This window comes from Rhodohalobacter sp. SW132 (genome assembly GCF_003390325.1).
Lineage (GTDB): Bacteria > Bacteroidota > Rhodothermia > Balneolales > Balneolaceae > SW132.
The window spans coordinates 289811-313957 of sequence record NZ_QUOK01000001.1; the positions used below are offsets into that span (position 1 = coordinate 289811).

At 45.7% G+C, this 24147-nt stretch carries 28 protein-coding genes and 1 pseudogene; 16 read left to right on the forward strand and 13 right to left on the reverse strand.

Translation table 11 applies throughout. The features are described from left to right. Window positions 1-57 precede the first annotated feature (57 nt). The 4 genes from DYD21_RS01205 (at window position 58) to DYD21_RS01220 (ending at window position 4057) form a co-directional block, all read left to right on the forward strand. On the forward strand, window positions 58-1746 hold the full coding sequence (locus DYD21_RS01205) for a plastocyanin/azurin family copper-binding protein (RefSeq protein WP_199535437.1): 1689 nt from the start codon (window positions 58-60) through the stop codon (window positions 1744-1746). A gap of 422 nt (window positions 1747-2168) precedes the next feature. Further along, window positions 2169-2591 carry a hypothetical protein gene (locus tag DYD21_RS01210; protein WP_116031067.1) on the forward strand — a complete coding sequence of 141 codons (423 nt, stop codon included), beginning with the start codon at window positions 2169-2171 and terminating at the stop codon, window positions 2589-2591. Continuing rightward, on the forward strand, window positions 2588-2788 hold the full coding sequence (locus DYD21_RS01215; RefSeq protein ID WP_116031069.1) for a helix-turn-helix transcriptional regulator: 201 nt from the start codon (window positions 2588-2590) through the stop codon (window positions 2786-2788). The genes DYD21_RS01210 and DYD21_RS01215 overlap by 4 nt, the downstream gene beginning before the upstream one ends. A gap of 105 nt (window positions 2789-2893) precedes the next feature. Beyond that, window positions 2894-4057 (forward strand): pyridoxal phosphate-dependent aminotransferase, encoded by a 1164-nt coding sequence (locus DYD21_RS01220; RefSeq protein WP_116031071.1) that lies wholly within the window; start codon window positions 2894-2896, stop codon window positions 4055-4057. Here the strand turns inward: DYD21_RS01220 and DYD21_RS01225 are convergent. The 7 genes from DYD21_RS01225 to DYD21_RS01255 all read right to left on the reverse strand — a co-directional run bounded on the left by DYD21_RS01225 (window position 4054) and on the right by DYD21_RS01255 (window position 8565). Beyond that, the gene (locus DYD21_RS01225) at window positions 4054-4653 is read right to left on the reverse strand and encodes a DUF6448 family protein (RefSeq protein WP_147303461.1); all 600 of its coding nucleotides are present in this window, start codon (window positions 4651-4653) and stop codon (window positions 4054-4056) included. The two genes, DYD21_RS01220 and DYD21_RS01225, sit on opposite strands and share 4 nt — an antisense overlap. A 118-nt stretch (window positions 4654-4771) precedes the next feature. After that, window positions 4772-5521: a Crp/Fnr family transcriptional regulator gene (locus DYD21_RS01230; RefSeq protein WP_116031076.1), complete on the reverse strand. Its 750-nt coding sequence runs from the start codon at window positions 5519-5521 to the stop codon at window positions 4772-4774. Window positions 5522-5592: 71 nt separating this feature from the next. Then, entirely contained in the window at window positions 5593-6345 is a 753-nt protein-coding gene (locus DYD21_RS01235) for a DUF2249 domain-containing protein (protein WP_116031078.1), read from the reverse strand. Window positions 6346-6403: 58 nt separating this feature from the next. Further along, complete coding sequence (locus DYD21_RS01240) at window positions 6404-6670, reverse strand: hexameric tyrosine-coordinated heme protein (RefSeq protein WP_116033393.1); 267 nt, start codon at window positions 6668-6670, stop codon at window positions 6404-6406. Between the two features lie 104 nt (window positions 6671-6774). After that, window positions 6775-7143 carry a DUF488 domain-containing protein gene (locus DYD21_RS01245; RefSeq protein ID WP_116031080.1) on the reverse strand — a complete coding sequence of 123 codons (369 nt, stop codon included), beginning with the start codon at window positions 7141-7143 and terminating at the stop codon, window positions 6775-6777. Window positions 7144-7167: 24 nt separating this feature from the next. Next, window positions 7168-7803: a metalloregulator ArsR/SmtB family transcription factor gene (locus DYD21_RS01250; RefSeq protein ID WP_116031082.1), complete on the reverse strand. Its 636-nt coding sequence runs from the start codon at window positions 7801-7803 to the stop codon at window positions 7168-7170. An 18-nt stretch (window positions 7804-7821) separates the two neighbouring features. Next, window positions 7822-8565, reverse strand: coding sequence for a hemerythrin domain-containing protein (locus DYD21_RS01255; RefSeq protein ID WP_116031085.1), 744 nt, complete (start codon window positions 8563-8565; stop codon window positions 7822-7824). Between the two features lie 181 nt (window positions 8566-8746). Here DYD21_RS01255 and DYD21_RS01260 point away from each other — a divergent pair. The 9 genes and pseudogenes from DYD21_RS01260 to DYD21_RS01305 form a co-directional block, all read left to right on the forward strand. Further along, a pseudogene (locus tag DYD21_RS01260) lies at window positions 8747-8881 on the forward strand (ferredoxin); the annotation flags it as partial. Window positions 8882-9041: 160 nt separating this feature from the next. Then, window positions 9042-9110, forward strand: a complete 69-nt coding sequence (locus DYD21_RS21425) for a hypothetical protein (RefSeq protein ID WP_116033396.1) — start codon at window positions 9042-9044, stop codon at window positions 9108-9110. Between the two features lie 275 nt (window positions 9111-9385). After that, window positions 9386-9715, forward strand: a complete 330-nt coding sequence (locus tag DYD21_RS01275) for a metal-sulfur cluster assembly factor (protein WP_116031091.1) — start codon at window positions 9386-9388, stop codon at window positions 9713-9715. Window positions 9716-9720: 5 nt separating this feature from the next. Continuing rightward, complete coding sequence (locus DYD21_RS01280; RefSeq protein ID WP_147303462.1) at window positions 9721-10818, forward strand: hypothetical protein; 1098 nt, start codon at window positions 9721-9723, stop codon at window positions 10816-10818. A 35-nt stretch (window positions 10819-10853) separates the two neighbouring features. After that, the gene (locus tag DYD21_RS01285; protein ID WP_116031096.1) at window positions 10854-11231 is read left to right on the forward strand and encodes a group III truncated hemoglobin; all 378 of its coding nucleotides are present in this window, start codon (window positions 10854-10856) and stop codon (window positions 11229-11231) included. A gap of 9 nt (window positions 11232-11240) precedes the next feature. Continuing rightward, complete coding sequence (locus DYD21_RS01290; protein ID WP_116031099.1) at window positions 11241-11750, forward strand: hypothetical protein; 510 nt, start codon at window positions 11241-11243, stop codon at window positions 11748-11750. Between the two features lies 1 nt (window position 11751). Then, window positions 11752-11952, forward strand: coding sequence for an acetyltransferase (locus DYD21_RS01295; RefSeq protein WP_116031101.1), 201 nt, complete (start codon window positions 11752-11754; stop codon window positions 11950-11952). Further along, window positions 11949-12134 carry a DUF3565 domain-containing protein gene (locus tag DYD21_RS01300; protein WP_116031103.1) on the forward strand — a complete coding sequence of 62 codons (186 nt, stop codon included), beginning with the start codon at window positions 11949-11951 and terminating at the stop codon, window positions 12132-12134. The genes DYD21_RS01295 and DYD21_RS01300 overlap by 4 nt, the downstream gene beginning before the upstream one ends. 357 nt (window positions 12135-12491) lie before the next feature. Further along, window positions 12492-14021, forward strand: coding sequence for a SulP family inorganic anion transporter (locus DYD21_RS01305; protein WP_116031106.1), 1530 nt, complete (start codon window positions 12492-12494; stop codon window positions 14019-14021). Between the two features lie 31 nt (window positions 14022-14052). Here the strand turns inward: DYD21_RS01305 and DYD21_RS01310 are convergent, their stop codons facing one another. The 6 genes from DYD21_RS01310 to DYD21_RS01335 all read right to left on the reverse strand — a co-directional run bounded on the left by DYD21_RS01310 (window position 14053) and on the right by DYD21_RS01335 (window position 21317). Further along, window positions 14053-14583, reverse strand: a complete 531-nt coding sequence (locus DYD21_RS01310; RefSeq protein ID WP_116031108.1) for a hypothetical protein — start codon at window positions 14581-14583, stop codon at window positions 14053-14055. Next, complete coding sequence (locus DYD21_RS01315; RefSeq protein WP_158551371.1) at window positions 14564-16198, reverse strand: cytochrome b N-terminal domain-containing protein; 1635 nt, start codon at window positions 16196-16198, stop codon at window positions 14564-14566. The genes DYD21_RS01310 and DYD21_RS01315 overlap by 20 nt, the downstream gene beginning before the upstream one ends. Before the next feature lie 233 nt (window positions 16199-16431). Continuing rightward, a complete protein-coding gene (locus DYD21_RS01320) occupies window positions 16432-17370 on the reverse strand; it encodes an SCO family protein (protein WP_116031113.1) in 939 nt (312 codons plus the stop codon). A gap of 55 nt (window positions 17371-17425) precedes the next feature. Continuing rightward, complete coding sequence (locus DYD21_RS01325; protein ID WP_116031116.1) at window positions 17426-19186, reverse strand: cbb3-type cytochrome c oxidase subunit I; 1761 nt, start codon at window positions 19184-19186, stop codon at window positions 17426-17428. A gap of 17 nt (window positions 19187-19203) precedes the next feature. Continuing rightward, on the reverse strand, window positions 19204-19728 hold the full coding sequence (locus DYD21_RS01330; protein WP_116031119.1) for a cytochrome C oxidase subunit II: 525 nt from the start codon (window positions 19726-19728) through the stop codon (window positions 19204-19206). Between the two features lie 170 nt (window positions 19729-19898). Next, a complete protein-coding gene (locus tag DYD21_RS01335; protein ID WP_116031121.1) occupies window positions 19899-21317 on the reverse strand; it encodes a cbb3-type cytochrome c oxidase subunit I in 1419 nt (472 codons plus the stop codon). Window positions 21318-21456: 139 nt separating this feature from the next. On the opposite strand from DYD21_RS01335, the gene DYD21_RS01340 reads away from it, so the two are divergent. From DYD21_RS01340 to DYD21_RS01350, 3 genes are all read left to right on the forward strand, one after another. Continuing rightward, window positions 21457-21897, forward strand: coding sequence for an Rrf2 family transcriptional regulator (locus DYD21_RS01340; protein ID WP_116031123.1), 441 nt, complete (start codon window positions 21457-21459; stop codon window positions 21895-21897). A gap of 165 nt (window positions 21898-22062) precedes the next feature. Then, window positions 22063-22734: an SDR family oxidoreductase gene (locus DYD21_RS01345; RefSeq protein ID WP_116031126.1), complete on the forward strand. Its 672-nt coding sequence runs from the start codon at window positions 22063-22065 to the stop codon at window positions 22732-22734. A gap of 286 nt (window positions 22735-23020) precedes the next feature. Continuing rightward, window positions 23021-24082, forward strand: a complete 1062-nt coding sequence (locus DYD21_RS01350; protein WP_116031128.1) for a LacI family DNA-binding transcriptional regulator — start codon at window positions 23021-23023, stop codon at window positions 24080-24082. The last annotated feature ends 65 nt before the right edge of the window (window positions 24083-24147 follow it).

Here is a 24147-nt window from a genome sequence, read left to right on the forward strand (position 1 = left end):
CTTTTTTTGAAACTTATTGTATCACTTACTAATTGTGAACCATACACTTACAAACCCATGGAAAAGAAACTTACAACTAACAATTATGCAAAACTGGGACTGGCAACCGCCCTGATTTTCATAATATCGATTATGGCAGCAGTGGAAACAGCACTTGCGTGTCCGGCGTGTAATGCGCTGTACAAGAAACAGATTGAGGAAGATATGAAAGGCACGCTCGTCGGTAAAGAGCTGATGGCTGCCATGCAGGCGCAGGCAAACCTGCCGCTTGAGTTTTCTGAGGCAACCAGCCACCTCTTCAGAAGTGAGCAAAACACCGCATCGCAGGATCACGATTTTATCGAGGTCATTGAACGGGATGCGAACCTTTCCATTCCGGCAACGGGGTATGTAGATCAGGAAGTGGAGGCGGATGTCAGCTTTACCGTTGAACTGGATGAAGGACTGGCTTACCTGGGTAACGGTGTAGTGTACGACGGTTTTCGAACGAATCGATCTGTGCCGGGCCCGACCATTCGGGTAACCGAAGGAGATATTGTTGAGATTGTAGTTCAGAATAACGGCAGGATTCCCCATGGAGCTTCTATTCATGCAGCCTATACACAGACATCTAAATATCTTGGTGAAATACCGGCCGGTCAGTCAAAATCAGTGAAGTTCAAAGCAACCATCCCTGGTATTTATATGTACCACTGTGCACCGGGCGGCCATGCAATTCCAATGCATGTGATGTTCGGCCAGTACGGTATGATCATTGTTGAACCGGCTGAACAGAAGTTTAAGCTTGAGGAAGAGCTGGGCCACGGACCGGATTTAGAGATCGACCTGATTCAGCATGAATGGTATTCCAGTGGAAAAAATGCTGTAGAAGGGAATCCCACCTATGTAACGTTTAACGGCGAGATCTTCAAGTATGTTAAAGAGCCTATCACAGCTAAACCGGGCGATTATGTACGGATCAACTTTATGAATGTAGGCCCGAATCTGCTCTCCACATTTCACCTTGTGGGAATCATATGGGATTACGCGTACTGGCAGGGCCATCCCGAAAATGTTTTGGTCGGTGGACAAACGGTTACAGCCGGACCATCTGATACCTTTGTGATTGAGTTTCGTGTTCCGCCGGACGAAGGTGCCTACACCATGCTTTCTCACGCTGTGGGATCAACCAGCCGGGGGGCAATCGGACTGCTGGTAGCCGACCGGGATGCCGATACTCCGAAGAGAATTGAAGCAACGGGGCCTGTTTACTCAGAGGAAGAACTGGCTGAATTGATGGAAGATGCGAACAGAATTATGTCACCGTTCAGGGCAGGAACACCGGACATCGATCCGCCACACACCTATGGTCCCGAAACGAATGAGGTGACGGTACGAATTATCGGAAACTCCTATTACCCGAAAACCCTGGAAATTGATCCGGGAACAAAAGTAACCTGGATCAATGAAGATGTATTCAGTTACCTGGCAGGTGAGTTTTCCGGAATTCATAATGTGGTGTCGACAGAAGGACCCACAAACCTGAACTCCCCGATGCTGGCTCATGCTGAGACCTGGAGCTACACATTTGAAGAGGAGGGTGAATACAGCTACATTTGTACGCCGCACCCCTATATGGAAGGAATAGTACGGGTGCGTGCAACAGACTCAGATCGTGATATGGCCTCGTTTATGTGGACGACAATTCCGGCCCTGCTTGCACTATTCATCGCCATTGCGGCATGGAAACGTAAACCGGAAGAGTAGTGAAAACCTAAATTATCTCCGCGTTCAACCGGATAATTATCGTTTAGATCTTGTTTTTATGATCTAAAGATGAGTATCCGGTTTTTTTATGTGCCGGAGTTCGGTCATGGTTTTCTTGCAGAATTCTTCAACAAAATTTATGTGCTTAAAGATGGCTGGACTGAATGGTTTGTTCCAGGCATAATATCCGTCACTTCGCGTAAGCACCGGACTAAGAAAGAGCCAATTTCATTTCTCACAACTCATCGTTTATTCTTCTTCGATAACTCGCTTACATCCACTCTTTCAATAATCCTACTATTGGGATTAGAAACAGTGCATTCTTAAAATTTAAATAATTCTGTAAAGGAACATTGACATGGTCTGGTTTTAGTGTATATTGTGTAAAGCTTACTTAACATAAAGACAATTAACATAGACTCATGAAAAAACAAGAAAGTGATGCTATTGACTGGCCGGGCCAAACAAGGGATGCTACTATCCGACTTGCAAAATGGACAATATTATGGGTGCTGACTGTGGCAATCCCTGCGTTTGGTCCGGCATTATTTTGGGGAGAAAATCATCTGATCAACTCTCTTGCAATACTGTTAAATGTGGGGGTTGGTATTGGAATGATCATGGCAAGCATTAATCATCTTAAAATGCAAGATGAGATGATGCAAAAAGTACAACTTGAGGCAATGGGATTTTCACTTGGTGTGGGCGTTGTGGCCGGAATTGCTTTTACTATGTTAGATACAACAAATGTGATACCATTTGATGCCGAAATAAGCTATCTGGTGATGATCATTGCGATTACGTATCTCGTTTCTGTATTCATCAACCTGAGGAGGTACAAGTGAAAAACAGACTCAAAGTACTGCGGGCTGAACATGACTGGACCCAGGCAGACCTGGCCAGCGAATTAGAAGTATCACGGCAGACGGTGAACGCCATTGAAACCGGGAAGTATGATCCCAGTTTACCCCTGGCCTTTAAAATTGCACGGCTGTTTGATAAAAGAATAGAAGAAATTTTCCTGGATGAAGAAACAAATTAATATTGATGCGGGATCGTAGTAAGAAGTCTGAACAGGCTTTGTAAAATCCCCCTAAAGTATTCATCTTGATCTTCTTTCAGCATATGAATCGTTTATTGATGCGTTATGAAACCACTATCCAAACTTACCGAAGGCATACATCAGAGTGACATCAGGTCGGTTACCGCACGTGTGAATGCGGTGAATGGCATTAACCTGGGACAGGGAATCTGTGATATGCCGGCACCGGATTCCATCAAAGAGGGAGCGAAGAAGGCGATCGATCAGGACAGATCCATTTATGCTCCTTTTGGCGGTGCGGATCCGCTGGTGGATCGGATTGTTGAAAAGGTGAAGACGTTCAATCAGACCCCTATCCAGGGAGCCGAAAATATTATGGTCACAGCAGGTTCAACCGGGGCTTTTGCAACGGCTGCCTTTGCGCTGCTCAATCCCGGCGATGAAGTGATCCAGTTTGAACCTCTGTACGGCTATCATAGTAAGCTGCTGGAGCTGCGCGGGGTAAAACAGATATCACTGGCACTCCACAGTCCCTCATGGGAGGTTGATTTCCACAAACTTGAATCGCTGATAACCCCAAAGACCAAGGCGATCGTACTCACCACGCCCAATAATCCCTGCGGGAAAGTGTGGAGCCGGAAGGAGCTGGAAACGCTGCTGTCCCTGTTGATTAAACATGACATCTACGCCATCACTGACGAAGTGTATGAGTACATGACCTACGATGGCCGGGAACACATTTCACTGGCATCCATGGATGGAGCATTCGAACGGACTATCACACTGAGCAGTTTTTCCAAAACATTTAATATGACCGGGTGGAGACTTGGGTATGCATCGGGACCGAAGGAGATTATCGGAAAGATGGGTTTGCTGAACGATATTCTCTACATTTGTGCCCCCACGCCTTTGCAGCACGGCCTTGCGGATGGATTTGCCACAGAGAGCAGGTATTACGAGCAGTTACTAAGGGATTACGATAAAAAACGGACCATGATGTGCAGTGCGCTGGAGTCGGCCGGTTTTGATGTGCCCTGGCCGGAAGGCGCCTATTATGTTTTGGCGAGCTTTCGTCCGATGGCTGATCAGCCCGGATTTAGCAACGACCAAACTGCCTGCAGCACCCTGATTGACCGCGTGGGAATTGGCTCGGTGCCGGGCGGATCGTTCTATTCAAACCCCAAAGACGGCAAATACCTGCTGCGGTTCTGCTTTGCCAAGAAAGAAAACGAGCTTAAAGAAGCCTGCCGGAGACTTGAGGGGCTTTAATGGGTATGATCCACAGACTTTTCTGCTTTTACAGCGCTGTAAACCGGCGCCGCGTAGTGCATGAACTCCACATACTTAAGAACAAACTTCCGGCCCGCTTCAACATCATTTGTGTCAAATTCTTTGGCTTCCATCATTTCATCGAAGTAGGCGTGCAGCCCGGCTTCAAATTCACGGACAATAAGATCGCGAAGCTCTTTGAGTGATCCGGTTTCCAGGGCATGGTCTCCGGCCGGTATCACAGGACCGAAATCGGTGCCTGCAGGTTTCAACCCGGTATAGGTTGCACCTTCCGATTCGCGGTGGAGCCGTACCAGGGTTTCAAAGAAATACATATCGGCCATCTCCCTGACCTGTTCATTTTCGTCTCTCACATCAAGTGCTTGCTGAAACGATTCCCGGATTTGACCTTCCTGTTCTTTGTTCACCCAAATCAGGACCAGGTTGACATCCCCGGTCATAAGAGCTTCCTGTGCGGCCAGCACCACTGGCCCGTCCATACTGTCGCAGTGGGCTTCGGCCTGGTTCGGCAGCATCAAACCTGTAAAGAGTAGTGTTATTATTAGAAGTGAGGAATTTAAAACTGTTGAATACATCGTGTTCTCCATTTGATATTGTTGATTTGTACACAACATACAGGAGTACAGCCGGCACTAAAATGAGCTGGATCAAAGAAGTGCAAAAAAGGTTGAAAATAATATTTCAGTGTGTAATTTATGTGCCGGAAATAACTGCAGAGAGTGCATCTTTATCATTAATAGCAACCCATAGCCGTCCTGATGTGATCATCTCTTCCTGCTGAAACCGGCTCATAATCCGACTTGCGGTTTCGGTGGAGGTTCCAGTCATATCCGCCAGATCTTTGCGGGAAAGCGGCAGCTGTAATAAAATTCCAACCGTTTTCTTCTCTCCAAATTTTTCACATAATTTCAACAGGATATGGGCAATCCGTTTTTCAACAGAAAGTGTGGTGAGATGATGGATTTGCTCCCTGGCAGAGGTTAGTTTTTTTGTGGTAATATCCAGAATTGAAACGGCAATGGAAGAATTCGTATTCAGAACTGAACGAAATTCCCTGTTCCCGATTGAAAGGATGCAGACATCGCTTTGTGCAGTGGCTGTTTCAGAATAACGATCTTCACCCAGTTCATTCAGGCTGCCGAAATATTCTCCAGGCTTCAGCATATCCACCAGGATCTCTTTGCCATCTTTAGTAAAACGGCTCAGCTTAACAGCCCCATAAACCACAACTCTAAGTAACGTTGCAATATCTCCCTCTTCGTAGATCGAGTGGCCGGCTGAGAAATGTGATGCGCTGAATTTTTCATTTACCTGCTGCAAGGCTTCTCTGTCAAGACTCTGAAAAAACGGAATCATCCCCAGCTTTTCCATTCGCACATCAACCGTGCAATGGTGCTTTTTTATAGATGGAGATTCCAGGGGTGTAGTTCTTTTTTGAGACATATATTTACATTAAAAAGACCAGGCTGATTTTCAAAGCCATTCAGGATTTGTATACAATCCTGAATTATTTATCAACTTTCTTCTTCAAGCTTCATCACCTTCACTTTCCACTCCTTCGGCATTGTCATCAGGTACTCCCACTTGAAAGGTTCTGAATTTTCCGCTTCCATCTGGTAGTAGAGCGGTTTGGGATCGTGATCGTTGATGAAAACAAAGGCTTCTCCCGGCTTCAGGTCATCAAATGCCTCGAAAACCATATCATGACGTTTGGCCGGAGGATGAGGGCGCACATCAAACTTGTTGACGACCGTAATGTCCGTTGCATCGATATCATTTTCAGCTTTTTTAGTGACGTGAATAATGGTTTCATTGTCATCTTGCTTTTTGTACTCCCAGGTGTGATCCCCTTCAAATTTATTTTGAAAGATTTGGTGGATTTCCTCCGGTTTTTCTGAAGCCCTGATCTCCATCACATCTCCCGGAAGCATCATCCCGTAGCGATGAAAAAGGGTGTATTTCCAGTCTTTTTTATCGGCTTTTCGCAGATCGATCAGTGTAGAGACATCGTTGTCTTTGTCAGCTTCTGAATCAGCCGTTCGTGTAACCCGAACTTTCCATTCCTCGGGATCGCGCTGCAGGTATTCCCATCCCACTACATCCCCAAAGATGGATCGGAATTCGTAATAAAGCGGCTTCGGATCATGATCGTTTATAAAAACAAAACTATCCCCTGCCGGCAGATCTTTAAAAAGCTTCAGCAGTTTCTCGTGGCGTTTGATCGGGATCAGTATTCGTACATCGAATTCATCGGTTGTTATGTTCATTGGAGGTGTTATTATATTATATAGTTATAAGAGTATTTTATCTTGTAAATAATATAATTTATCGATTGTTTTCTGACTGTGAATCACTCCGCCAGTAATTGTTCGCTGCGGCCACCGTTTGAAAATGAACGGCTACTACATGGGATGAAGCAATCAGGGCATCCGGATCTTTTGCGTAGACTTCACGCAGCATAAACAGAACCTCCTTATCCGGCTGTGCGGATGTTACTCCTTTACGGGCCAACTGAATAGCTACCTGGAAGCCTTCTTCAGGAGTGTCGGTAATCAGGCTGAGTTCGGTATCTTTATTCCGCTCTGAATCCATTTCAGCCTGGGCATAACTGGCTGATACGGATACCAACAGAAGCATTGCTGCGATTAGTAGTGATTTTGCGTTCATATGGATTGTTGCTTTTTTTAGGGTTTGATTTAACTGTTATCGGAAGCTTTTTCCAGGAACTCTTTTAAAACAATTGCGTGATTGTGTGTCTCGTCCTTTGTGGCATAAAGAAGCGTAACTTTTTGATCCCCGGCTAAATCAAGCAGTTTTTCAACCGGTTCTTCCTTTGAAGCCAGCTCATGTTCATACCGTTTTTTAAACTCTTGAAACTTGTCCGGATCGTGATCAAACCACTTCCGTAATTCCGGTGATGGTGTGATCTCTTTCATCCATTTATCCAGTTTAGCGTCCTCTTTTGAGACGCCACGCGGCCAAAGGCGGTCCACCAGCACCCGGCAACCATCCTCATCCGATTGTTCTTCATAAATTCGTTTGATTTGAAGGTTGAGGGTGCTCATTAAGCTAAAGTCACAAAATTTCACTTAACCATTTACAGGAATCTCATAGGTACAGGAGAAATCCCCATCAGCGATGTAGCTTGTTCGCTCAACATTTTTATTAAACAGTTTCCGGTAAAACATCGCCTCCAGTTTACAGGGCAGCCGCGTTTCTTTCACCACTTCTCTGAACGGACAGTTGCACTCTTTGATGGTGATGGTTCCGTCTTCCGAATCCAATTCAGCCTCCGGCATGAAGCCTTCCTCTTCAAGAAATCCCATCAGCTTGTCGAGTTGTGATTTTAAATCATTTTCAGATGCCTCGTCCATTCTGTTCCGGGCTTTCTTCAGGCGCTCCTCCCAGAAGGATTCAAAAAACTGTTCAATCGTCTGCTCATCCCCCTGCTCTTTTAAAAACTTCAGAAGCTCCCGAATGAGATCGGATTCTGAGGAAGGGAAAAGGCGATTCCCTTTTGGGGTGATTTGGTACTGCAGGCTGGGGCGGCCGGGACCTGACCGAATGTATTCACGGCGGATATATCCATATCTTTCGAGCTGTAGAAAATGCTCTCTGAGGGTGGTTTTAGCCAGCTCGGTATGAGTGACGGCTTCATCCATCGAAAGCGTGCCTTTTTGTTTAATCAGGTCAAGGAGGTCTTTTTTAGGCCCGGTATAAATCATAATAAAGTGGGTTACAGACTATGTGGAATACAACTGATTTTTAATCAGGGGGAATAAATGCTCTTGCTCAATGGAGAAATATCTCTCAAGTTGGGTGGATAAATCTGCCAGGTTTTTGTTCATAATCCTCAATGTTGAACACGCTCCGGCAGGATGTTTAAAGCCATCACTGAACTCCCGGATTTTATCCATCTCTTTTTTAATTTTCGGGCGATCCGATTCCAGGATCTCAAGGGCCCGTTTCAGATCTCTTACCTTGCCATACAGAATGGATTCCTTCCGATCATTTAGTTCATTTGCCATCGGAAAGAGCGTTTCATTTTCAAGCGACAGGTAGAGCTTAAGCTGATTGTTCAGGGTATTAAAATGCCACTCAATGTTTTTCAGCCAGGTGTATTGATTTCCGTGAACAAGCTGAACCCTGGGCAGGTCGCGGGAAATTTCGGTGAGCAGCTCCCGGATACAGGGCTGGACAGAATCTGACAGCCAATTGACCCAGTGTGATAGATCCTCTTTAAAATCCGGATTCTCAGGGGTATTTTTTATACACCCGGGTTCTGCATGATTTTTTTGGATCCAGCTCAAAAGTTCCTCTTCATTCCACTGGCGCTGCTGACACACTGATCGCAACGTCTGATCCTGATACTGCTCCGGCTTCATGCCTATTGAGTTCAGCAGTTTCGCTGCGTTTTGATCAGATGAAATAATCTGGTTGATAGTTGCTTCCGGTGTCAGTTTGGGTAGTGTTTTTTCGGTACTCATGGTAGAGTCGTTTTATTTGTTTCACTACACCAAAACTACGGATCTTAAAACATTAAAACAATAAAATAGGAAATAACCGTTTTTATTGTTGTAATTAAATTCCCGGACGGTTACCTTTTGTTAGTAATGAAAATTTATAAATGAAAGGTGCAGTACGGCGTAGGCCGTAAACGAACCCTGTATTAAATGTAAATACACAAACTGTGCGGCCGTTTGCCCGGTGGATGCATTTCGTGAAGGGCCGAATGTTTTAACGATCGACCCGCTCGAATGTATCGATTGTGATGCCAGCGTAAGCGAATGCCCCGTAGAGGCGAACTGAATATCGAATAATGAACCGCTGAATAAAGAATGTCGAAGGGATTTACAAATGTTCGACATTCAGCCTTTGATATTCAATATTCGATATTTAAAATCTGGATATCTTTTGCATTGATTGATCTCGTTATGGGGATGAGTCAAAAACAAAAGATCCGCTGCCCGATGCAGATGACTGGGCTGATGTTGAGGATAAACACGAACACCTTGCAGAAAAATGGGAGTGAAGCGAACTGAATATCGAATAATGAACCGCTGAATAAAGAATGTCGAAGGGGTTTACAAATGTTCGACATTCAGCGTTTGATATTCAATATTCGACATTTAAAACCTGGATAATTATTGCACTGATTGATCTCGATCCAGACATTGATTCAAAAAGATTCCGGGACTGTCATAGCCCTGATTACAAAATCAACGGATGCTGGGGGCTGAGTCCGAAACACCGACGCTGACAGGACCTTCGGACGCTGTTAGGTCATGTTAATAAACCAAACAACCAATGAGCAGAGAATTACACATAAGGCGTGAGGCAGCCCGGAGGTTTTGGGGCGTTATCGATCCCGAGTTGGGCGTAAACATTGTAGATCTGGGATTGATTTACCGGATGTTCATGAGGGATGACGATACGTTTGTTGTGGAATATACCACCACAACAGCGGGCTGCCCTATGCGTCGTTATTTGCAGAGAAAAATTGAAGAGGCCCTGCAATCCATCGAGGAAATTGAGAAGTTCGAAACGAAACTGGTTTTTGAACCGGAATGGTCTGTGGAGATGATCGTGGAAGGGGTAGAGTTTTTCTCCGTTCCGCCACCTATGATGTCGGGTTAATGAACATGAATAAAACAAAACTGCTGGATCTGTTTTTTGGCATCCTGCTGGTTACGGCCGGAATGGGTCTTCTGTTGGGACTCTACACCGGTTTGATCCGTATGGGCCTTTCGATGCCTACGGCATTTGAACTGGACGCGATGGCCCACGGGCCACTGATGATTAATGGGTTCCTGGCTACACTGATTTCGCTTGAACGCGGCGCTGCGCTTGAAAAATTGTGGAGCTATATCGCCCCATTCTCATTTTTCCTGGCAACTCTTCTGCTGATGACCGGCTACGTCTATGTGGGTGGATTTTTTCTGCTCCTCGGCTCCCTGTTTTTGGTCATCATTATGGGATATCTCTGCTACTTGCAGTCGGTGGTGCATCACTACATTATGGCTGCCGGCGCTGTTACCCTGCTGATCGGAAATGTTCTTTTTATTCTGAATGCACCCGTTTTTGAACTGATCGGCTGGTGGATCGCTTTTCCGCTGCTCACCATTTTCGGGGAGAGGTTGGAGATGAACCGGATTATGCGTCCGCCCAAAAAAGCGCAGCATCTGTTTGCCGGATTGATTACAGCGTGGATTATTTCGCTTGCCATTATCCATTGCCACCGGGATTTCGCCTGGCTGGTCAACTCCCTGTTTTTGATCGGAATTGCCGTCTGGCTAATCCGGTTTGATGTAGCCCGGCGAACCATAAAATCGCGAGAATGGACCCGCTACAGCGCCTGGTGCCTCCTCACGGGATATGGCTGGCTGATCATTGCCGGAATTCTCGGGATGATCTACGGCTTGCCGGCAGCGGGATATATTTATGATGCGCTTCTGCATATCTTTTTTGTGGGATTTGTCTTCAGCATGATCTTTGCCCACGCTTCGATCATTATCCCGTCACTAACTGGGGAACTGGTTCCCTGGAGCCGATACTTCTACATGCCGTTTTTTCTTCTCCACGGTTTTCTGCTGATTCGTGTAGTGGGCGATCTTCTGTATGTAACCGAAATCAGAATCTGGGGAAGTTATGGCAACGTCGCGGCCATTTTGCTCTTTCTTGGCGGAATTCTCTTTCAACTGACCTTTAGACAACCGACTCCGGCCTTTTCGCAAACATAGTGTTAAACCCAATTTTATGACAAGAGATTATCGGAATGAGTGATATTACAAATGATAGTGACATCAAAACCCTTGTTTATGAATTTTATGATAAAGTGCAGCAGGATGAACGGCTTGGATTTATTTTCAATGATTATGCCGATGTAAACTGGGACCATCACCTGCCCCGGATGGTTGATTTTTGGTCAAATTTACTGTTTCAAACCCGCCGGTACCACGGCCGGCCTTTCCGGCAGCATCTTCCGCTGCCTATACAAAAAGATGACTTTGCCCGATGGCTATCGTTATTTGAAGAGACCGTGGACGAGCATTTTGAAGGTGAAAAAGCTGATTTTGCCAAAGAAATGGCATCAAAAATAGCATTCTCATTTTCTATTCGGCTGGAGATGGAAGGGAAATACAAGAATCCATAATCAATTTCTATGAAATACAATATCAATACAATTCTAACCGGGTCGTTTTTCCTGCTGGTATTTATCGGGCTGGCCGTTGCTCATTTTCAGAATAAGGGCCAGGATACCGATACCAAACAGGACGTAGAAACAGAAAGCATCACTCAGCCGCTGGAACTGTCCACGATCATGCGCATGCTGATGATCGATATGCATACCATAAATGAAGGGATCTATACTAAAAATTTCGATCTGATTGAGCAGGGGGCAGCCAACATAAATAATCATCCGCCGCTTTCAACTGAAAGCCGCCAGCTGGTTCAGGGTACTCTGGGCGAGAGGATGGATGTTTTTGGTTCTTTCGATCAAACTGTTCATTCAAGGGCAGATTCTCTGCGTGAGGCAGCACGGAGCCAGGATATGAACAGGGTGATGGAGCATTACAACGTGATTCAACAGGGATGTGTAAACTGCCATACGGCATTCCAGGAGGAGATTCGTCGCGAATGTCTCAAACGACAATTACAGAACAGGGAGTAGTATGGATGATTCACCAGATAAGATTAAATCTGAAAGACGGCTTGCGGAAACTATTCGTGAGGAATGCTTAAAAGCGGCGCGAGAGGGATTTATGGACGCCTCAATGAGCGGACTATGCGCGGAGGGTGCAATGGAAGCGGCCATCAGTGCAATTCAAAAGCTGGATCTCAATAAAGTGATTGAAAATCATCGTTCAAAATGAAACAACCGATCATCGGATTTCACAAAGATGAAGAAGACGATTGGGTGGCTGACCTTAAATGCGGCCATACGCAGCATGTTCGTCACGATCCGCCGTGGCAGATTCGGCCGTGGGTGACGACAGAAGAAGGAAGAAGCCGTTACATCGGGCATGAGTTGAACTGCAAAAAATGTGACCAGTAAAATTAAGACAGAATGTGTTTAAAAAACTTAGCTCTGATATGTTCATCAATGAATAAAAATCGAACAATTTTAACCGACTATTAAATTTTGCCAAAGTTGCGATAGAAATCCCTTATCATTGGAAGCGGTGCCACCTATTATTATCAGTTACTTACACGTCAGGTATATCCGTAAGTGATTGAAAATCAATAAATTCCGGGTTCTATTGTAGTAGATTATCCCTACCTTTGTCAGCTCAAAATAACTATCAGAATAAACTACAGATTCGGGCTTTAATTAACTCAGGTATTGGCATTTGCAGATGTACAATCTTGAGCCATCCTCCTGTCTGCCCATGTTCAATTTTTTAGATTTTTAATGAAAAAGTTTTTTTCGCTGTTTGAATTTTCCACTGACGTAAACTATAGAATTGAAGTCCTTGCCGGACTTACCGTTGCGATGGCACTTATCCCGGAGGCGCTGGCGTTTGCCATCATCGCCGGTCTCTCACCACTGACCGGACTTTATGCTGCGTTTGTCGTGGGACTGGTTGCGGCTATCTTAGGCGGCCGGCCGGGTATGATATCCGGTGCAACAGGTGCTATTGCAGTGATCATTGTAAGTTTGGCGCTTTCACACGGGCCGGAATATGTCTTTGCCGCTGTGGTATTGGCAGGTATTTTACAGCTCATTGCAGGTGTATTGAAAATGGGTAAGCTGATGCGGCTTGTTCCTCACTCCGTAATTTTCGGATTTGTAAACGGTTTAGCCATTATCATTTTTATGTCTCAGTTGAATGAATTCAAAAATCCGGCCGGGGAGTGGCTGACCGGTTCTGCACTTTATATTCTTTTAGGATTGGTTCTGTTGACAATGCTGATTATTTGGGGCCTGCCGAAAATCACTACGGCACTGCCGCCATCTCTGGCTGCCATTCTCATTATATTTGGGATTGTTGCCTTTTTTGGAATTGATACCCGCACCGTGGGTGATATTGCATCGATCCAGGGAGGATTTCCTCCATTTCACATTCCCCAGGTTCCATTCACAATGGCCACCTTTATGCTGATTCTTCCCTATGCCGCAATCATGGCTGCCGTTGGGTTGATCGAAAGCCTGCTGACTCTGAATATTATTGATGAAATTACCGAAACACGCGGACGCAGCAATAAAGAAGCTATGGCACAGGGAACTGCCAACGTAATGTCGGGTTTCTTTTCCGGAATGGGCGGCTGTGCCATGCTGGGACAAAGCCTGATCAATGTCTCCTCGGGATCACGTACACGAATTTCCGGTATTGTGGCCGCATTAATGCTGCTGGTTTTTATCATGTTCGGGGCCGGCGTGATCGAACTTTTGCCGATGGCTGCGCTCACCGGTCTGATGATAATGGTTGCGATTGGGACCTTTGAGTGGGCAAGCTTAAAAACCTTCAACCGAATGCCTAAATCAGATATTTTAGTGATGGTTCTGGTGACCTTGGTAACGGTAATCCTGCATAACCTTGCACTTGCTGTGATCATCGGGGTGATTATTGCAGCCCTTGTATTTGCCTGGGATAATGCCACCCGTATCCGCGCCCGAAAGCGCTGGGATGAAAATGGCGCAAAACATTACGAGATTTACGGTCCTCTCTTTTTTGGATCTGTATCTGTATTTAATGATAAGTTTGATGTTCTAAATGACCCCGATGAGGTTGTGATCAATTTCCGAGAGAGTCGGGTTGTGGATATGTCTGCCATTGAAGCGCTGAATAAAATCACCGAACGCTATCATAAAAACGGAAAGCGCGTTCATCTCACCCACCTCAGCAGGGATTGCCGGAAACTTCTGCAAAATGCGGACGCTATCATTGAGGTAAATATCTTGGAGGATCCCACGTACAAGATTGTTTCGGATGCGGTATAGCGAAGCGAAACACTAAGAAATGAAATACGGGTTATTCTTCATTACCATACCAGCGATAGCCCTGCTGATCATTAAATTTGAGTACGATCCTGTCTCCCTTCTCAATCTCTACTTGTCGTTTCTGGCTATGATTCCATTCAACTTCACCATCAATGTGGTTTCCAAATTGTACTTCAAGTGTATGGCTTCCGGGATCGAGCGGAATGTTGATGATACCGTTGCTGTATCCCCTTCGGAAAATTCCACTGGGACGGTATCGGTCTTCAAATAACACAGTTCCGGTATCTGAAACCCGGACAACCACATCGGATCTGCTTTCAACCTGTTGTTCTCCCCTCCGCTGCATATGATCGAGCCGTCCTCCTTCATCCTGTTCCTTGGCGTAGATGGGTGCACCTTCCAATTTAAAAGAGATGATCAATTCTGATTCCCGTTCAGGCAGCGGCATATCGGCAGAGCTGAGCAAAACCGTGATTCCGGATAGTAAACCCAGGACTAAAAATCCAGCGGCGAGCTGCTTCCAAATCGATTGGGACTGATTGTTAACGGTTCTCTTTTTCACGGGATCCCCTGAATTGCTGAGCTTCGGTTAAAAATTTGCTGAAATCGGGTTTATCCAGTTTCAGGTATAGAATTCTGTCCACTTCATACCGGTCTTTGCGAAACTCGGGATGGCGCTCACCTTCAATGCGGTCGCCGAGCCAATCGGCTCCCAGCCTGAAATCGGGATCCGATTCGCACCCGGAAACGAGTACTCCCTCGGCACCTTTTTTCAAAGCTCTTTCAATCAGTGTAGGGTGTACCCAACCGGCGCAGGGCAATGTAGCAACCAGGTAGCCGGGCATCTCTTTACACTCACCGGTTTCTGAGTCGATTGTAAGCAGGCTGCCGGCGCTATTTCCGCAAACAAACGCGATAAACTGGCCTTCCAGAGTGCGATTCTCCTCATCCAGCCACTTATCAATTTTGCTGCGAATCTCCCACGGTGAAAGGTTCGGATATTCAACCGCAACCGGGTCACAGGACCCTACACAAATTCCGCATGAAACGCAGATCGACGGGTCGATATTTGCTACAAACTCGCTCTTTTTGGGATTGCCCTTTTCACGCGGCACCATGCTGATGGCGTTGTAGGGACAGTCGTGGAAGCATTGCGTACAACCGTTGCATTTAATTTCATCGATAACCGGCTGGGTGTCTTCTTTCTGCCGCTTCATGATCCATGGGACACTTGATACGGCGATGAAACCTACAAGAAAGATGAGCCAGAGAGTTCCGCCTTGCAGCCTTTCAGTTAAAATAAGTGGAAGAAGGTAGAAGTAATCAATCGTTACATTTTCCGGAGCAGACATCAAGTCAGCCGGCCCCTCAACATCGGCAGGGAACAGAAGGGATACGATGACAAGTGAGCCCAGAAGCAGAATGGAGAAGTTTCGGTTTGTAATGAATGCGGGTTTATTTAATCGGGCTACATGCAGCCAGATCGCTATACCGAACGCAATCGGGATTAGCATATGCATAAAAAAGACGATCAGGAACAGAACAGAGTTGAAGCTGTCATCCGTCAGGAATGATGCTTTCAGAGGTTCAGCAAAAATGGGGAGCACATCAATCATTTTGGCGGTACCGGTTGCGATCATGGCGGCCCGTTCATCCCAAACCAGCCAGTAGCCGAGCCAGCCGTCAAACCAGATAAGCAGAACGGCAATAATTCCGGTAATCCAGGCCAGCCAACGCGATCCGCTAAAGCGCCCGGCAAAGAAAACTTTAAAGGCATGAAACAGCACAAACAACATGAAGGCATCGGAGCTGTATCGGTGCAGGCTGCGTATCAGCTCGGCGGTGTAGGGCTTGTCACTCATTGAAACCACAGAATCATAGGCATAGTGAACGCTCGGGCTATACCAGATCAGCAGTGCGAACCCGGTGATAACCGCCACAACAAACATAAAGTTTGCGATCGCACCCGCCTGGATAAAGGGATGGTAGTTCTCCGGGATATATCGAAGCGTTACACCATCCAGTTTTCGGAACCAGCGATCAACTCTGTCTAAAAACCGGCGCCCGCGCAGGGAGGAATCAGGCACCGCCTCGGAAGCTTTTACGATATTGGTTTTGAAATCCTGCCACTCGTAAAAGGTGTTGTTGGTTTTTTTGTCGTTGGAGTTGTTGCTCATGTTCGATTTGTTGGTAGGTTTAGTGAAAAGGCAAAAGTGAAAAGGCAAATACAGACCTGCCAGAATACGATAGTACCTGGCAGAGCCTGGATTTATGCCCATTATTCGTGGAAAAGACTCTGCCAGGATCCACTGAAATGCGCAGCGGAACTCTGGCAGGTCTTTGACTTCACCCCAGGTACTGAGAAGTCTTAAACTTTTCTCTTCTCACTTTTCACTTTGTCTTCTATAACTCACTCCAAAATTTCAGTTAATTCTTTCGGTTTTTCTTCCTCGATCAACAGCTGGAGAGCCTGCCCCATCCACTCTTCCTGTATTTCTCCCAGCGTGAACCGAAAGGCAATTTTGCCCTGCCTGTCAATAATGTAAAACAGGTTAACGTGATCCATCACGCCGGTTTCAGCATCCCTGTACCTGGAGACGTTCAACTTGTCGAGAACTTTGTCTACAGTAGCGGGATCACCAGTGAGCATGTGTGAATTTGGATTATCGAGCTGGTAAAACCCTGCCACACGTTTCAGAAGATCGGGCCTGTCTCTTTCCGGCTGCATGGTGATTGCCATCAGCGCTACCTCTTCCTGTTCATCTGGATTTAAACGATCCAGCACACGCTTTACCTGGTCCAGAATCATAGGACAGGTGTCGGCGCAGGTTGCGTAAACGGAGGTCAGAATTACCACATCACCCCGATGGTCATCCAGACTGATTTTTTCTTCATTTTGATTGATCAGTTCAAAGCTCGGTGGAGTTAAAGCAATTCGGAGTGTATTCGGGCGAAATTCAAAATCTTCTTCTGTTGGAACTTCATACATCAGGAGAAATGAAGCGCCGATTACCATTACCAGTGCAAACGAAGATGCGGCATACCTGGTGATGATCGCAGGTTTGGCATAGACCTCTTTGAGCGGTTCAATCCAAACAAAGAGGATCACACCAACAAGCATCAGCGGATTGAATGTGAACATTGCAAAGTAGATCCACTCCATTGAACCGGTTTCGGGATCGTATCCAAAGCACCAAACTTTGAAGTCTTCGGCAAAGGCACCCCACGTGGAATCGGTGACGGGTACAAATGCCATAACCATAATCATGATCCAGGACAGAAACATCGTACTGATCATAAAAGAGGGAAAGCGCCAGGATGTGAAAAAGTTTTCGATTCGTTCGATCATGATGGTTTTTTTTTAACCCTCCAAGGGTTCAAAACCCTTGGAGGGTTAGACATGATTAACTTATATGCCACAGATCCGTCAGGGCAGCCCAGTTTGCGAAGTAGTAGATCGCAAAACTGAGAAGGAAAATGAGCACCAGAACAATAGTTCCGGGTGTTTTTACATGCTCGTAATCTTTCCCTTCCTCTTCATAACCCCTGCTGATCAGATCGTCAGTCATTTTCTGCTCCCGGTCGTTTTGCCAGGTTGGCATTTTCTTGCCCTTGAGCGACGGGCCGAAGAAAACGGCTGCGACAATCAGTACGATAAATAGCAGCAGGCCGATGAAGGCGATGACGCCACCAACCCCGAGAACACCCAGGAAGAAATGGGCAATTGGGTCGAAGCCGGTTTCCAGGTTCGCCCCGCTAAAATCACTGTCATAGGTCCGGCGTGGTACACCGTAAGTGCCTGCAAATGACATGCCCAGGGACATCACCACAATTCCACCGCCGAATAACCAGGGTTGAATGCGTGCCAGAGTTTTCATGTAGAAATCTTTCTGGAAAATCAGCGGAACCAGGTAGTAACAGAGCCCCATAAAGGCAAGGGTTGTACCTCCCACAACAGTGGCGTGAAAGTGGCCGGGAATCTTGAGAGTATTGTGAGCCATGATGTTGATCTGCTCTGTTCCCAGTGTCACACCGGTGATTCCGCCGATAAACCCGAAAATAATCACGGACAACGCAACTGCTGAGAAACCGGGGTCTTTCCAGGGAAGTTTGGCGAACCAGCCAAAAATCCCTTTGGTGTAGCCTTTCCGGCGCATTGCTACCTCCATCGATGCCGGTACGGTGTAGCCGTGAATCATGGATGCAAGTACGGCAAGATACATCGCGTAGGAGGTGTTCCAGATCTTCCATTCGGCGCTGAAACCAGGATCAACCAGGAGATGGTGGGCTGCAGCAAGATTGATAAACAGGATATAAAGAATGAATGCCCCGCGACACACCGTTTCGTTAAGAGGTTTGGCCCCCGTACTCATCGTGGCAACAAAGTACCATACGGCAACCATTGCGGCCACATTGATCTGCTGGGAGTGATGGCCCAGCCCCCACCAGAAAAGCCGGTAGACACCGGGATCCATCATCTCCATCCAGCCCATAGACCAGAAAAAGGTTGGGACCAGCGCAATGGCTCCGTGAACCAGGGCTACCACCGCGATGATGGCAGCCGTTGCAGCCCCGAAAGTGACCAGCGGCATGGAGCCTTCGTAGGTTTTATTTTTTTTGGCGATGTAGAGCGTGGCAAAGAAATTAAAACAGACGACCAGAGCTCCTACTGCAAATAGGATGATTCCGAGATAGAATATCGGATGGGCTTCGAGTGGCGGATAGGAGGTCAGCATCACATCGGCGCGGCCATCCAGGATGATGTAGTTGGTAAGGATAGCGCCCGCCGCCATAAGGGCAAGTGATACATGGGCCAGCTTTTTGGAAAACATTTTGGTGTTAAGCAGCGTGGTGCTGGCAAAATAGAGAATGGCCATCTCGAAAAAGATAATCCAGAATACCAGCATGTTTACCCCGTGAAGGGTCAGCATCCGGTAATACCAGATATCATTCAGAAGCATGATGTTGGACCATCGCGTAAGCGCTAAGGAAATTGCCGCCACAGCACCTATAAGCAGAAATATAACCGCCAATACAGCATTAACCTTTACAAAAAATTCAGCTTTTGTGAAGATGGATAAGCCGGTTGTGTCACATATTCTATGCGCTGCGGATTTAACCAGGCTGCTATCAGTTTCAGATATAGTAGTAGATTCAGTACTCATTCGTTCATTCCCGTTTTTTATTCTACGATTATTTTTCCGGTCATCCGGTGATGCCCGATTCCGCAAAATTCATTGCAGATAATGCTGAACTCCCCGGCGGTGGTGGGCGTAATCGTCATCACATAGTCGTAACCCGGTAATACATGGAGATTCATATTTAGTGGAATCAGTGAGAAGCCGTGCTGCAGGTCTGCCGAAGAGATGTGAATCCGGTAGGTTTGATCCTTCTTTAGTTTTAAGACCGGGTACCACTCCCACATCTGCCCGAGCAGATAAGCGTCGCCGCCGGGTGCGGGCTCAACGATCGGTATGTTGTTCATTTCACCAACTTGATTGGTTTCAATGAACTGATTTACACGCTGAATGAAATCGGCCGGTTCAACTTGGTAGGTTTCACTTGGGGCGTTCTGCTTCCCCTGGAAGTGCCACCAGGGCATTGTTACCGACATCACCAGGCACCAGGCCAGTGCCAGGCCTACCCACAGGCGTTCAGCTCCCGTAGGTGTTCGATACCAGTTTCCTTTTGGATGGAATATGCTCATGGTTTTAAAGTTTTAATTGTTAGGGTAAGAGTCCTTTTGAAATGTTTAACAGTTCGATCAGGCCCCAGATGGTGTAAGAGAGAAACGGTATTGTAATACCGAGAATCAGAAGTAGCCAAATGTTGTCCATGAACCTCTGTATCAGGTGTGGTTTTTCATTTTCCATGATGTTATCTGTTTTGACTGTTGGTATAGGATTTCACAACGATATAGATAAAAAGTATCCCGCCGGCCATAGCAAGCAGGCCACCCAGACTCATCAAGCCAAGTCCCGTTAGAGCTTCGACGGAGTATATATTTTGATCCTGTCCAAAAAGTTTGCGGCCCATTCCCATCATGCCGGCGATTGCAAAACCGATCACAAACATCGTTTGGCCAAAACCAAACAGCAGGGGCTGGAGCTTCATAAGCCGTATCGATTTGCGGGTTGTTAACTGATAACCATACTCCTTCAACAGTATGAATACCATCACCATATAGGCTACCGTAACCCCACCGAGGGATGCGTGATAGTGTGCAGGGATAAGTGTGCTGGAACCGCGTATCATCGCGCCGAGTACAAAGCCGGTGACGGTAAGAAGTGCGCTTACCAAAAATCCATTGAAATAGAGGCTGCGGAACGGATTTTTCTGCTTGTTTAATCTGCTGTAGTGTAGCCAGATAGCCCTGGAGCCCAGGATGAGATAGATTGTTACGACAGGAAATATGAACCATCTCATCAACTGGGTGTAGCCGCTGTAGTAGAGTTGGTCACCGGTGCCATTCAATAATAAAATAGGTGACAGCACAGCCGGTACCGCTAAAACGGATAGCAGAATAAAATTCACACGCTTTCCGACGGGTATCTTGCCGGTGATTTTGTAGATCAGAATCAACCACACAGTGAGCATCCCAAGGACATTGGCAAATTGCAGAATGTGACCACCACCCCACATGATCAACTCATAATAGAGCGTTCGATCAATTGTGTTGGATGTCAACATCCAGGAGATCATAAAGGTAAAGATTGCAGCCATAACCACGATGCCGGCGTAACGAATTGCAAGCTGGGCAGCAGGGTTAAAAAATGAGGGCGGCGATTCCGGTTTGGGAATTGAGAAAACAGAAAGATTCCCGGGAAATGTGATAAGGATACCTGCGCTAAATACTAAAAGGCCGCCAATGAAGACGGGATGGTCAAGTACCGGAATGTAGTTGGCCAGAATGGGTTCGGCTCCCTTGAAAAAGATGGAAGCGATCATAAGAAGTAATCCACACAGGGCAAGCTTTGTACCAGCAGCCATCTGAAGGAAACTTACAGAGCGGTTTAACGAAACATGGAGAACTGAGAGAAACGCATAAAACCACACAACAAGGGCAAAATCAACATGTAATACCAGAGATTTCCTTGCAAATAGAGGATCTCCAATAAACTCAGCGGTTCCCGGAGTTCGGGCAATAACAATAACAGCTGAAAACAGACCGGATAGCAGAAGACTGAATAATCCAATCTTCAGCCAGCTGCGGGAATAGTCCTTTTCTGAAGCCAGAGCGGATGCCTGCCAGATTTCAATCGGTAAGGAGATCGCTTTTTTTACAATGGGCAGCATATTTCCATTATTTCAATAGATGTTTATATCTATAGATACTGATATCTATAATATCATCTTCTTAATAGATAGGCAAGTCTACTAATACTTTTTTTACTACCTTAAACGCTGAATAAAGAAATCAAACGACCACACAAATATGTTTTTAAACCAGACCTCCCACTATGCGCTTCGTGCTATGACCGGGCTTGTGATATCAGAAACAGATGAACCGGTGGGTTCAAAAAGGCTGGCTGAAGTGACAAGTGTCCCCTCTCACTATTTGTCAAAGATTATGCGTAAAATGGTTAAGGCGGGATATGTTGAATCCAGAAAAGGGCACGGCGGCGGATTTACTTTGAAAGTAGCTCCTGACAAAATTCGAATCATTGATGTGTTGAATGCATCCGGATTCGATCTGGAGGATCAGCCTTGTGTATTTGGTTTTGACAGTTGCGGAGATGATAATCCTTGTGCCCTCCATCCCGTATGGAAGCAATTGAAAACCTGTTTTACTGACTGGTCACATAATACCACCTTAGAGGATATTCGAAGAGAAAGCAGTAAACTGGAGGATGTAAAAAGGTGGGTAAAAGAGTGATAATCTCGTTTATAGTATTCATAATTTAGAAGCTTTTGAAGCTATTTCCTTAACCTGCCAAATCAGAATTGACATCGAAGTAGTTCATTAAATTTTCAATACCTCAATCAGCCGGATAATGTTTGGTTGATATGAGAAAAGAAATCTTAACCAACCATTTATTTAATGAATCTCAAAAATCAAACCGCCATCGTAACCGGAGCCAGTAAAGGAATTGGACTGGCGATATCTAAAGCACTGAACAGTGAAGGGGTACAAGTAGCGGGATGGAGCCGTACACCACCCGAAAAATACACTAATGATCGATTTACCCATATTGAAGCCGATTTAACGGACGAAGAATCCGTGGAAAGGGCTTGGAAGCATACCAGGGAGAAAGCTGGTGATGAGATTCCGATTCTGATTAACAATGCCGGAGTAGGCTATCGCGGGGTGATGGAGGAGATGCCATCGGATCGCTGGAGATACCTATTTGACCTGAATGTTCACGGTATATTCTATGTATCAAAACGGGTGATATCCGGCATGAAAAAGCGTGAAGAAGGGCATATTATTAATATTGGATCGGGTGCAGGCACCAACGGAATTGCCGGAATGAGTGCCTACTGCGGCACCAAATATGCAGTTGTGGGTATCACCGAATCGATGCACCTGGAGCTGCGTGATTTTGGTGTGAAAGTTACTTGCCTGTCGCCCGGTTCCGTTGAGACAAGTTTTTCGGGATCAGATAAAAACAAGCTCATGCCGGAAGATCTGGCTGCAACTATCATCCACATGCTCAAGTGCCCGAAAAACTTTCACTACACCGAAATTCAGGTGAGACCTTTGCAGCCGTAAAATGAGCCCAGAAATGTGCATCTGCAACTTCATACGGCATATACCAGTTTATGATTAAGGCCGTATTAAATTTGGGTAATGAGCAATCAAACTACTCAATTTTTGGTGTGAATCATTTATATTCTTTGAGTCCGCACATAGATGGCAGACGAAATCATCCAGGCTCAGAAATCAAAAAATGACAAAGCTTTTCGTTTTGTCGCATTAATCATACTTGATAGAATAAAAACAGACTACGTTGGATAGATGATGGCTGGACAATCAATGAAAATTCCGCCAAAATGTTATGGGTTTTAGAAAAAAAACGACCATTTCTGATATTGCTGATAAGCTAAATGTTACGCCTTCTACGGTATCCAGAGCACTGAAAGATCACCCAAGAATTAGTGATCGTACAAAGAAAGCTGTAAGGAAGTTGGTTGATGAGCTTGAATATCAACCTAACAATATTGCTTCAGCGCTCAGAAACGGGAAAAGTAATATTGTAGGTGTGATGGTTCCCACATCGGATCGAAGTTTTTTCGCATCATTTATCCGGGGGGTTGAAGAGGTTCTCCGTGATGAAGGGTTTAACCTGATGATATGCCAGTCAGACGACCAGTTTCAAAAAGAGTGTGCGGGGATTGATACATTGATAAATGTTCGGGTAGATGGCATAATTGCATCTGTTGCGAAAGAGACCATTGATTTTTCCCATTATAAGAAAATCAAAAAAATGGGAACTCCTTTGGTATTATACGACCGGGTAATTCCGGATCTGGGTGTAAACCAAGTCGTATCAGATGATTTTTATGGATCGTATAAAGCGGTCACGCATTTGGCAGAACAAGGCTGCAGAAGAATTGCACACTTTGCGGGGGAACAGCACATTCATATTTATCAAAACCGATTAGAGGGATATTTGCAGGCGCTTCGTGATCTTCAGATAGAAATTGATGAAGAGATGATTATTGAATCTGACCTAATTCGGGAAAGGGACAAAATTATACTCACCGGCAGAGAAATGGCTGATAAGTTAATGAGCATGAATAATCGGCCGGACGGAATTTTTTCATCCAGTGATTTTGCCGCTATAGGTGCTATGCAGCGATTTATAGAGAAAAATATACATATACCTGAAGAAATTGCGATAACCGGATACAGCAATGACTTTTCGACAACCGTTATCGAGCCGGGTTTAACGTCAGTTGATCAGCATACGGTTCAGATGGGGAATCTTGCTGCGGAACAATTTCTGAATCATATCAGGGCAAATAAAAAAGAATTTTTACCCCGTAAAATATTAGTAAAACCAGAGTTGATGGTGCGTGGATCATCCAGTCGGGTACAAAATGGATCAGACAGTTAGACTTTTAAGTTGCCTTACATTTTTCTTCGAAAAGCCTGAATGTTCCGAGTCGAGTGCTTGCCTTT

Excerpts from the sequence above, each read along its gene's own strand:
- DYD21_RS01205 (WP_199535437.1), top strand. The coding sequence starts at position 58 with ATGGAAAAGAAACTTACAACTAACAATTATGCAAAACTGGGACTGGCA.
- DYD21_RS01210 (WP_116031067.1), top strand. The coding sequence starts at position 2,169 with ATGAAAAAACAAGAAAGTGATGCTATTGACTGGCCGGGCCAAACAAGG.
- DYD21_RS01220 (WP_116031071.1), top strand. The coding sequence starts at position 2,894 with ATGAAACCACTATCCAAACTTACCGAAGGCATACATCAGAGTGACATC.
- DYD21_RS01225 (WP_147303461.1), bottom strand. The coding sequence starts at position 4,653 with ATGTATTCAACAGTTTTAAATTCCTCACTTCTAATAATAACACTACTC.
- DYD21_RS01230 (WP_116031076.1), bottom strand. The coding sequence starts at position 5,521 with ATGTCTCAAAAAAGAACTACACCCCTGGAATCTCCATCTATAAAAAAG.
- DYD21_RS01235 (WP_116031078.1), bottom strand. The coding sequence starts at position 6,345 with ATGAACATAACAACCGATGAATTCGATGTACGAATACTGATCCCGATC.
- DYD21_RS01240 (WP_116033393.1), bottom strand. The coding sequence starts at position 6,670 with ATGGATTCAGAGCGGAATAAAGATACCGAACTCAGCCTGATTACCGAC.
- DYD21_RS01245 (WP_116031080.1), bottom strand. The coding sequence starts at position 7,143 with ATGAGCACCCTCAACCTTCAAATCAAACGAATTTATGAAGAACAATCG.
- DYD21_RS01250 (WP_116031082.1), bottom strand. The coding sequence starts at position 7,803 with ATGATTTATACCGGGCCTAAAAAAGACCTCCTTGACCTGATTAAACAA.
- DYD21_RS01255 (WP_116031085.1), bottom strand. The coding sequence starts at position 8,565 with ATGAGTACCGAAAAAACACTACCCAAACTGACACCGGAAGCAACTATC.
- DYD21_RS01275 (WP_116031091.1), top strand. The coding sequence starts at position 9,386 with ATGAGCAGAGAATTACACATAAGGCGTGAGGCAGCCCGGAGGTTTTGG.
- DYD21_RS01280 (WP_147303462.1), top strand. The coding sequence starts at position 9,721 with ATGAATAAAACAAAACTGCTGGATCTGTTTTTTGGCATCCTGCTGGTT.
- DYD21_RS01285 (WP_116031096.1), top strand. The coding sequence starts at position 10,854 with ATGAGTGATATTACAAATGATAGTGACATCAAAACCCTTGTTTATGAA.
- DYD21_RS01290 (WP_116031099.1), top strand. The coding sequence starts at position 11,241 with ATGAAATACAATATCAATACAATTCTAACCGGGTCGTTTTTCCTGCTG.
- DYD21_RS01295 (WP_116031101.1), top strand. The coding sequence starts at position 11,752 with ATGGATGATTCACCAGATAAGATTAAATCTGAAAGACGGCTTGCGGAA.
- DYD21_RS01300 (WP_116031103.1), top strand. The coding sequence starts at position 11,949 with ATGAAACAACCGATCATCGGATTTCACAAAGATGAAGAAGACGATTGG.
- DYD21_RS01305 (WP_116031106.1), top strand. The coding sequence starts at position 12,492 with ATGAAAAAGTTTTTTTCGCTGTTTGAATTTTCCACTGACGTAAACTAT.
- DYD21_RS01315 (WP_158551371.1), bottom strand. The coding sequence starts at position 16,198 with ATGAGCAACAACTCCAACGACAAAAAAACCAACAACACCTTTTACGAG.
- DYD21_RS01320 (WP_116031113.1), bottom strand. The coding sequence starts at position 17,370 with ATGATCGAACGAATCGAAAACTTTTTCACATCCTGGCGCTTTCCCTCT.
- DYD21_RS01325 (WP_116031116.1), bottom strand. The coding sequence starts at position 19,186 with ATGAGTACTGAATCTACTACTATATCTGAAACTGATAGCAGCCTGGTT.
- DYD21_RS01330 (WP_116031119.1), bottom strand. The coding sequence starts at position 19,728 with ATGAGCATATTCCATCCAAAAGGAAACTGGTATCGAACACCTACGGGA.
- DYD21_RS01335 (WP_116031121.1), bottom strand. The coding sequence starts at position 21,317 with ATGCTGCCCATTGTAAAAAAAGCGATCTCCTTACCGATTGAAATCTGG.
- DYD21_RS01340 (WP_116031123.1), top strand. The coding sequence starts at position 21,457 with ATGTTTTTAAACCAGACCTCCCACTATGCGCTTCGTGCTATGACCGGG.
- DYD21_RS01345 (WP_116031126.1), top strand. The coding sequence starts at position 22,063 with ATGAATCTCAAAAATCAAACCGCCATCGTAACCGGAGCCAGTAAAGGA.
- DYD21_RS01350 (WP_116031128.1), top strand. The coding sequence starts at position 23,021 with ATGGGTTTTAGAAAAAAAACGACCATTTCTGATATTGCTGATAAGCTA.